Below are 6,681 nucleotides of genomic sequence, written 5' to 3' on the forward strand. Positions count from 1 at the left end.
CTTCTACGTCCTGTTCGGTGCGGGCGCCGAGAACGAGCTGGGCGCCGTCGTCGGCGAGGCGATGGGCAACGACCGTTCCGATGCCACCGGTTGCGCCGAGCAGGACGTACACGGGGGTGTCATGATTAGAAGCCATAAGAAGGAATTGGGATGTAGGATGGAAAAGTGACCACGCTTTTCAAACACCCATCCGTTCTCAGGTTCGAACGTCCCGACACATATTCGCGGATCGTTACGGCCCTGAACCCCTTCCGCAAACGGCCCGATTTCGCTACGGTGGGCCGTTCTCAGCGGGCGGCGGGAGCACGCGGTCGACGACGTGTACGAGACCGTTCGCCGCGGCCACGTCCCCGTCCACGACCGAGATTCCTTCGACTGAGACACCCGCTTGCGTCGAGCGCAGCGAGATCGTGTCGCCGCTCATGGCCTGAACGGCCAGCGCTTCGGAGCGCTCCTCTATTGTGAGGCGGCGCTCAACGACATGATGAGCGAGAATTGTCCGCAGGCGGTCAAGGCGCTCCGTCATCAGCGCCTCCATCGTGCCGGGGGGCAGGGCCTTAAACGCCTCGTTCGGCGGTGCAAAGAGCGTGTAGGGTCCCTCACTGGCGAGAACCGAGTCGAGCCCCGTTGAATCCAGAGCGGCGCGCAGCGTCGAGAAGCGATCGTCGGTGTCCAGCACGCGGGGGATGGTCATGCTGTCCGGAATGGTCGAGCGGCTCGGAGCAGCAGACGTCCCCGAGGAGTCGGGCGCGTCGGAGCTGCAGGCCCCCAGCCCCACGGCCAGAACAAGGATGACAGCGCCCAGCGCAGAGCCGCGGGGATTGGATCGAAGGAGATTCCAAACGGCCATACCCGTACTGGTTTTATCTGGCACAAGAAGGCCCCCAATCGATCGCCGCCGGCCGAGCGCCACGGCTCTCGGGGCCGACCTCGAACCTGAACGCCGACAGTCAGCGGCACAACCGCCGCGTGCTCCGGTCGATTTGATCTTCCGATTGACATTTTTCCTCGATCACGTGGCGAACCCCTCCGGCTCTTCCAGTCCGTGGTTCACGGCTCGGCGGCCGTCGCTTCGCCCTCCGCCGGAGACGCTTCTTTCGGGGATGAGCCCCCGAGGCCGGTATCAGGACGTAGAGCCCGCCGAGGTCGTGTGGTGGGGCTCAGGGCGCTTCCGATCGTGGTCCTTCGAGTGGAGGAGGGATACGAAGTGACCCGTGGCCGGCCCGGCATAGCGAAAAAGCCTGATCCGTTTCTGGACCAGGCCTTGGCTCCCCGGGCTGGATTCGAACCAGCAGCCCTGCGGTTAACAGCCGCATGCTCTACCGTTGAGCTACCGAGGAATCGAAGACAAAATGTACCGAGTCGGGGACGAGAGTGCCCTGTCTCCTCCTCAAAAACTCTGCTGCAGAAAACGGTACGTCGCCGGACCGAGTTCCAACGAGTGCACCATACCCAACTCCTACGGTACCCCTCACCAGGCCTCTGTGTCAAGGGATTGATTTCCTTTTCACGGCCCCTGGGCTCTTCAGTCGCTTGCGTTGTCGGACCGGGCCCAGGGATTGCTGTCCGGAAAGAAGTCGGCGCGGCCTTCAGTCTCGTTGAATGTCGTCGTGCCCTCGTCCATCCAGGCGTAGGCCTTCTCGTCGGTTCCCACAACCATCGGAAGCCACATGTGGCTGATCTCATGGTAGGTAACGCCGAAGAGGCCTTCGGCCGACTCGTACTGCCCGATGTGCGTAATCATCGGGTACTCTATGCCGCCCCCGATGGGCCCTTCCACCGTGGTCATTTGCGGATACGGGTACGGCACGATCATGTCCGGTAGGGACGCAGACGGCTTATTTTTTAGGCGAGGGGCCGCCGTGGCGCTGAAACCATTCCAGCACGTGGGCCGCCTTCGCGGCGAGGTGACTGGGGCGGGCGGCAATGCTATGAGAGGCGCCGGGGACGCGCACCAGGGCCGTCTCTACCTGCCGCAGCTTCAGGGCCTGGTAAAACTGCTCCGACTCGGACATCGGCGTGCGGTAGTCTTCGGTGCCCGTCATGAACATCGTCGGCGTCGTCACGCTGTCGGCGTAGGCGATGGGGGAGCGCTTCATGTAGTGGTCGCGGTGATTCCACGGCATCCCCGGAAACCAGTACTTGGCGCCGAAGGGGTAGATGTCGGCGGTGAGGACCCAGCTGTACCAGTTGACGACCGGCTTGGCGGCCACGGCGGCGCGGAAGCGGTCGGTGTGGCCCACGATCCAGGACGTGAGCACCCCCCCGCCACTCCCTCCGGTCACAAAGAGCCGATTCTCGTCCACGTAGCCGCGTTCCAGCACGGCGTCCACCCCGGACATCAGGTCGTCGAAGTCATTCCCGGGATAGTCGTGGTGGATGGCGTTCCCGAATTGTTGGCCGTAGCTGGTCGAGCCCCGCGGATTGGTGTAGAGCACCACGTAGCCGGCGGCGGCGTAGAGCTGCACCTCCGCCGCGAAGTAGGGGCCGTACGCCGCGAACGGCCCGCCATGAATCTCCAGGACGAGCGGGTAGTCCCTCGACGTGTCGAAATTCGGCGGCTTCACGATCCAGCCCTCGATGGTTTTTCCGTCGTAGGACGACTCGTACGTGAACTGCTCGACGCGTCCAATCTTGATCTGGTCGAAGAGGTCGTCGTTAAGGGACGTGAGGACCTGCGGCTCCTGTCCGGCCTGCGCGACGGCCACGTCCGCCGGGCGCTGGGTCGTGGCGTGGGTGTAGGCCACCCGTCCGTTCGCCGCGAGGCTGAACGAGCCGCTCGTGTAGGGGCGCCCGAGGGAGGTGCCCCCCACGTTGCCAGCAATTACGCTCCGTTCGCCGTCGAGCGTAACGCTGCCGATCTTGGTCGAGCCCTCGTCCACGTACTGAAAGACGATGCGCTCGCCGTTGGCGGTAAAGGTGGGATCCTGGACGTCACGGCCAAACTCTTCCGTGAGGAGCCGTGCGTTGGTGCCGTCGCGGTCCATCACGTACAGCTTTGTCACCTGGTAGCCCTGTTCACGGTCGTCGAAGCCGGTATAGGCGATCGTGGAGCCGTCCGGGGAGACCGCCACGTCGCCATCCGGGCCCTGCCGATTGGTAAGGGCCGTGACCACGCCGCTCGACACGTCGATGGCGTACACTTCGGTGTTGAGAGGATCGAGTGCAGCGTCCTCGTGCCGGTTGGCGCTGAGGAGAAGCGTCTCGCCGTCGGGCGTCCACGTGGGCGTGCCTTCGTGGTCGTAGGGGGCCGTCGTGATTTGCCGCGGTGTGCCCCCGGAGGCCGGGACCGTAAAGATCTGCGTGTGGCCGCGCTCTGTGTAGCCGCCCCCGTCCGTGCGGTAGATCGTTTGCGTGATGTAGTCGGGCCGCTCGGCCCAGTCGGCCCCTTCCGGGGGGCTCGGCAATTGGGCGAACGGCTTCGTCTCGGCCGGGACGAATTTCGTGAAGGCGAGCCGGTCCCCATCCGGCGACCACGACAGCCCGCCCGGAGAGTGCTCCAGTTGCGTAAGGCGGGCCGTCTGGCCGGTGTCCATCCAGCGCACGTAGATTTCCGCCCCGTCGTCCGTAGAGGCCACGTAGGCGACCCGATCGCCACTGGGCGACCAGCGGGGCTGGGAGGCATTGGTCTCCGGCTCCGTAATCGGTCGGTGGCCCGTCCCGTCCGCGCCGACGACCCACAGCCTGGAGGTGCGGCGGTCCTCCATCTTGTCCATGAACGTGCGGGCATACACCACCCGGTCGCCGCTCGGCGAAATCTGGGGATCGGCGGCGTATTCGAGGTCAAAGACGTGTTTGAGGTCGAAGGCGAGGGAGTCCTGCGCGTACTGGGCCGAGGCGGTCGGCACGAGCAGAAGCCCCGCTACGAGGCCCAGGGCGAGTCCGAAGCGACGGAGGGGGATCATGGCATCACTGGATCAGCACGAGAGACCAACGCGCCGACCAACATAAGGATCGCTCGGGGCGAGTGCGAGCGCGCCGCCCTGCCGTGCACGGATCCTTCGGGGAACACACCCGACCGCTCTAAGCGTAGGTAGTATTCCGAAGCTGACATTGTGGAGACATGCCCGAGTGGCGGAATTGGTAGACGCGCGTGATTCAGGGTCACGTGGCCCTTTGCGGCCGTGGAGGTTCGAGTCCTCTCTCGGGCACCGATAAACCCCGCTTGAACGCCCAAAGACGGCGATTCAGGCGGGGTTTTCTGATTGGGGCCGTCTCCCCGATCTTGCGAGAAAACGAGAAAGATTGCATGGATCTGGGAATGGCTTGGGAATATATTGGGAACGGTTCCCAAGTGACTACTCACTACCGAAGGTTTCTTCCATCGCCCGATCCATCACTTCCAGGCTCAGGTGGCAATATCTCTATGACCTGCGTATTGGAGGTTCGAGTCCTCTTTCGGGCACCAACGAAAAACGCCCCTCAGCGCCTGAAACGGCGACCTGAGGGGCATTTTGTGTTTGAGACCGTTCCCCGTTGTTGCGCCGAATCGCAGAATCTCGTACCAAATTGAAAAGTTATGGGGAAACTGTGGGAGGAAAGAAATAGCCGGCGCTTCTGGAACAGTCTCAAACTATCGGTGGCGCAAAACAGAGGAGTTCACACGGAGTGCTCAAGTTGTCTGCGTAGCGACTCAATTCCAGCAGTCTTTCTTCAGCACTGGGATTCAGGGTGACTACTCCCCTCTCCTCCATTTCTGCTTTCAGGTGTTCAGGGGAATGATCTGTCAGTTCGTTGAGAATCTCAGCCTTACGCCAAGACTTCCGATAGTCTGTGCCTGTTTCTTCGCAAGCTTCAATCATCTCGTCCTTCGTCATGAAGTGCATAAATGCTTCCTCTTCATCGGAAGCCACCAAAAGTCCGGTCGATTCTATCTCCTGAACTGTGTCTGGAATGTTGATTCCCATGCTTCTGATTTCATACGTCGTGAGATCAGAGAGTACACCTCCGCCCCGCTCATGCCATATGTCCCCAGGCGCTAATCTGGAGACTGCGTAAAGTAGATGCATCCGAGCAGCCGGTGTCAAAGTAGCGATTTTCGAGCTAATCTCGTCTTCCCCGATGGGACCTACCTTCTCGTCATCTTCGCCGTATAGTGGGTATTCTTCCCAATAGCTAGCATCCTGACGCATACCTTCAATGAAGGTATTTGCACGCCGACGGAGTTCAACCATCTGATCTGACCACTCGGGAAGAAACGGGCACAGTATCCAGGCGATAAACTGCGGAATGTCCTCCGTAATCCAGAATTGTCTTCCACCTCCCCCTTTCGAGGCAATTATGAAAAGTGCCTGCAATTCATACAGCACGTCCTTCGGAAGGTCACCCAGATAGCGTGCGAAACTGATTTGAGAGATTGCTTCCACATGTTTGTCTATCCAAGACGGTCCTACTCCTAAGCCAGGATTGGCCCTGAGGACTTCTCTCATGAGCTTCTTGATTGAGAACAGGTCACTCTCCTTCAAACGCTCAGCAATGAAAGGAACAAAGTCCGTGCAGGGAACCCTTGTCCCAGAGGAATACTCGTCATCAAGAAATGGATATTCGTCCTGTCCTAATCCCTCGATCCGATCTCGCAATTCCTCCACTGGTTCGCTAGCAGGCACTGTAGAGCTTCCTGTAATTCGGGAGGTGCAACTATGAGCCTTAATCGATCCTTGGTCTGTTACGAGCCAAATGTCTCCTCCATCGCCCGATCCATCACTTCCGGGCTGAGGTGGCTATACATCTCCGTGACCTGCGTATTGGAGTGTCCAAGAATCTCTGAAATCACTCGGAGGGGCACGCCCTGCATCGAGAGCCACGAGCCGGTCGTGTGTCGGCACGAGTGGAAGGACAGTTCCTCTCGGTCGGACAGTCCAGCTTTGCGGACGTAGAACTTGAACCGCTTGGAGACCCGATCCGGCTTCGGTACGTCGCCGTCCGCGTCCACGAACACCGGCTCGTTGTCGAGCGGCGTCCGCGCCTCTCACATCTCCCGGAGCGTGTCGAGGGCGTCCCCACGGAGCGGCACGGTTCGCTCGTTGCCGTTCTTCGCGGTGAAGCCGTCCCGGTTGCGGACCACAAGGCGACCGGCGCTCAAGTCCAAGTCTCCCCACTGGAGGTTCAATAACTCCCCCCGCCGCAGGCCGGTGCCCACTGCTACGCGGACCATCTGTTTGAGCCACGTATCCCGAGGCGTCGGTCCCGGCTCGTCCTCCTTCATCTTCCGGTGGGCGTCAATGGATCGGAGGAGCTTCTCTACGTCCTCCGGTCGGAGAAAGGCTTTTTCCTTCTCCTCTGTTCGCGGCTTTGATACCTCGTCCACGGGGCTTTCGTCTACGAGCTCGTCCTCCTCTGCCCACGAGAAGAACGCCCGGACGTGGCGGTAGCGGCTCCGCTTCGTGGCGTTGGAGGGAGCGGACTCGTTGGCCTGTCCCTCGTTGACGCGGGCGTGGATGTAGCTGTGGACGTGATCAGGCTGCACGTCTCGCATCATGGCCCCGGCGGGCGTGTGCCGGAGGAAGTTGTTGAGTTTGTACTCGTAGCCGTCGAGGGTGCTTTCCTGGAGTCCTTCGCGGCGTTTCGTCTCCAGGTACTCCTCCACCGCGTCTTCAACGGTCTCGTGCCGCCGTTGCCAGCCGCCGTTCCAGGGATCGAACTCGCCCTCCTCATACGCCTTCTCCCACTTCACGAGCTTCT

Annotated in this window: 4 protein-coding genes, 2 tRNA genes and 1 pseudogene; 1 reads left to right on the forward strand and 6 read right to left on the reverse strand. The window is 61.2% G+C overall.

Annotation, left to right across the window (positions count from 1 at the left end):
- Window positions 1-271 precede the first annotated feature (271 nt).
- From ABEL04_RS00195 to ABEL04_RS00210, 4 genes are all read right to left on the reverse strand, one after another.
- Window positions 272-850: a fasciclin domain-containing protein gene (locus tag ABEL04_RS00195; protein ID WP_375800352.1), complete on the reverse strand. Its 579-nt coding sequence runs from the start codon at window positions 848-850 to the stop codon at window positions 272-274.
- A 415-nt stretch (window positions 851-1,265) separates the two neighbouring features.
- Window positions 1,266-1,340: transfer RNA gene (locus tag ABEL04_RS00200), tRNA-Asn, on the reverse strand.
- A 185-nt stretch (window positions 1,341-1,525) separates the two neighbouring features.
- Window positions 1,526-1,816, reverse strand: coding sequence for a hypothetical protein (locus tag ABEL04_RS00205; protein WP_375800353.1), 291 nt, complete (start codon window positions 1,814-1,816; stop codon window positions 1,526-1,528).
- A 22-nt stretch (window positions 1,817-1,838) separates the two neighbouring features.
- Window positions 1,839-3,905 (reverse strand): prolyl oligopeptidase family serine peptidase, encoded by a 2,067-nt coding sequence (locus ABEL04_RS00210; RefSeq protein WP_375800354.1) that lies wholly within the window; start codon window positions 3,903-3,905, stop codon window positions 1,839-1,841.
- Between the two features lie 160 nt (window positions 3,906-4,065).
- Between ABEL04_RS00210 and ABEL04_RS00215 the strand changes: the two genes are divergently transcribed.
- Window positions 4,066-4,151: transfer RNA gene (locus ABEL04_RS00215), tRNA-Leu, on the forward strand.
- A 417-nt stretch (window positions 4,152-4,568) separates the two neighbouring features.
- Here the strand turns inward: ABEL04_RS00215 and ABEL04_RS00220 are convergent.
- Both ABEL04_RS00220 and ABEL04_RS00225 read right to left on the reverse strand, forming a co-directional pair.
- Entirely contained in the window at window positions 4,569-5,606 is a 1,038-nt protein-coding gene (locus tag ABEL04_RS00220; RefSeq protein WP_375800355.1) for a hypothetical protein, read from the reverse strand.
- A gap of 59 nt (window positions 5,607-5,665) precedes the next feature.
- A pseudogene (locus tag ABEL04_RS00225) lies at window positions 5,666-6,673 on the reverse strand (tyrosine-type recombinase/integrase).
- Window positions 6,674-6,681 lie beyond the last annotated feature (8 nt).

Origin of the sequence: Salinibacter sp. (genome assembly GCF_042218895.1) — a bacterium.
Lineage (GTDB): Bacteria > Bacteroidota > Rhodothermia > Rhodothermales > Salinibacteraceae > Salinibacter.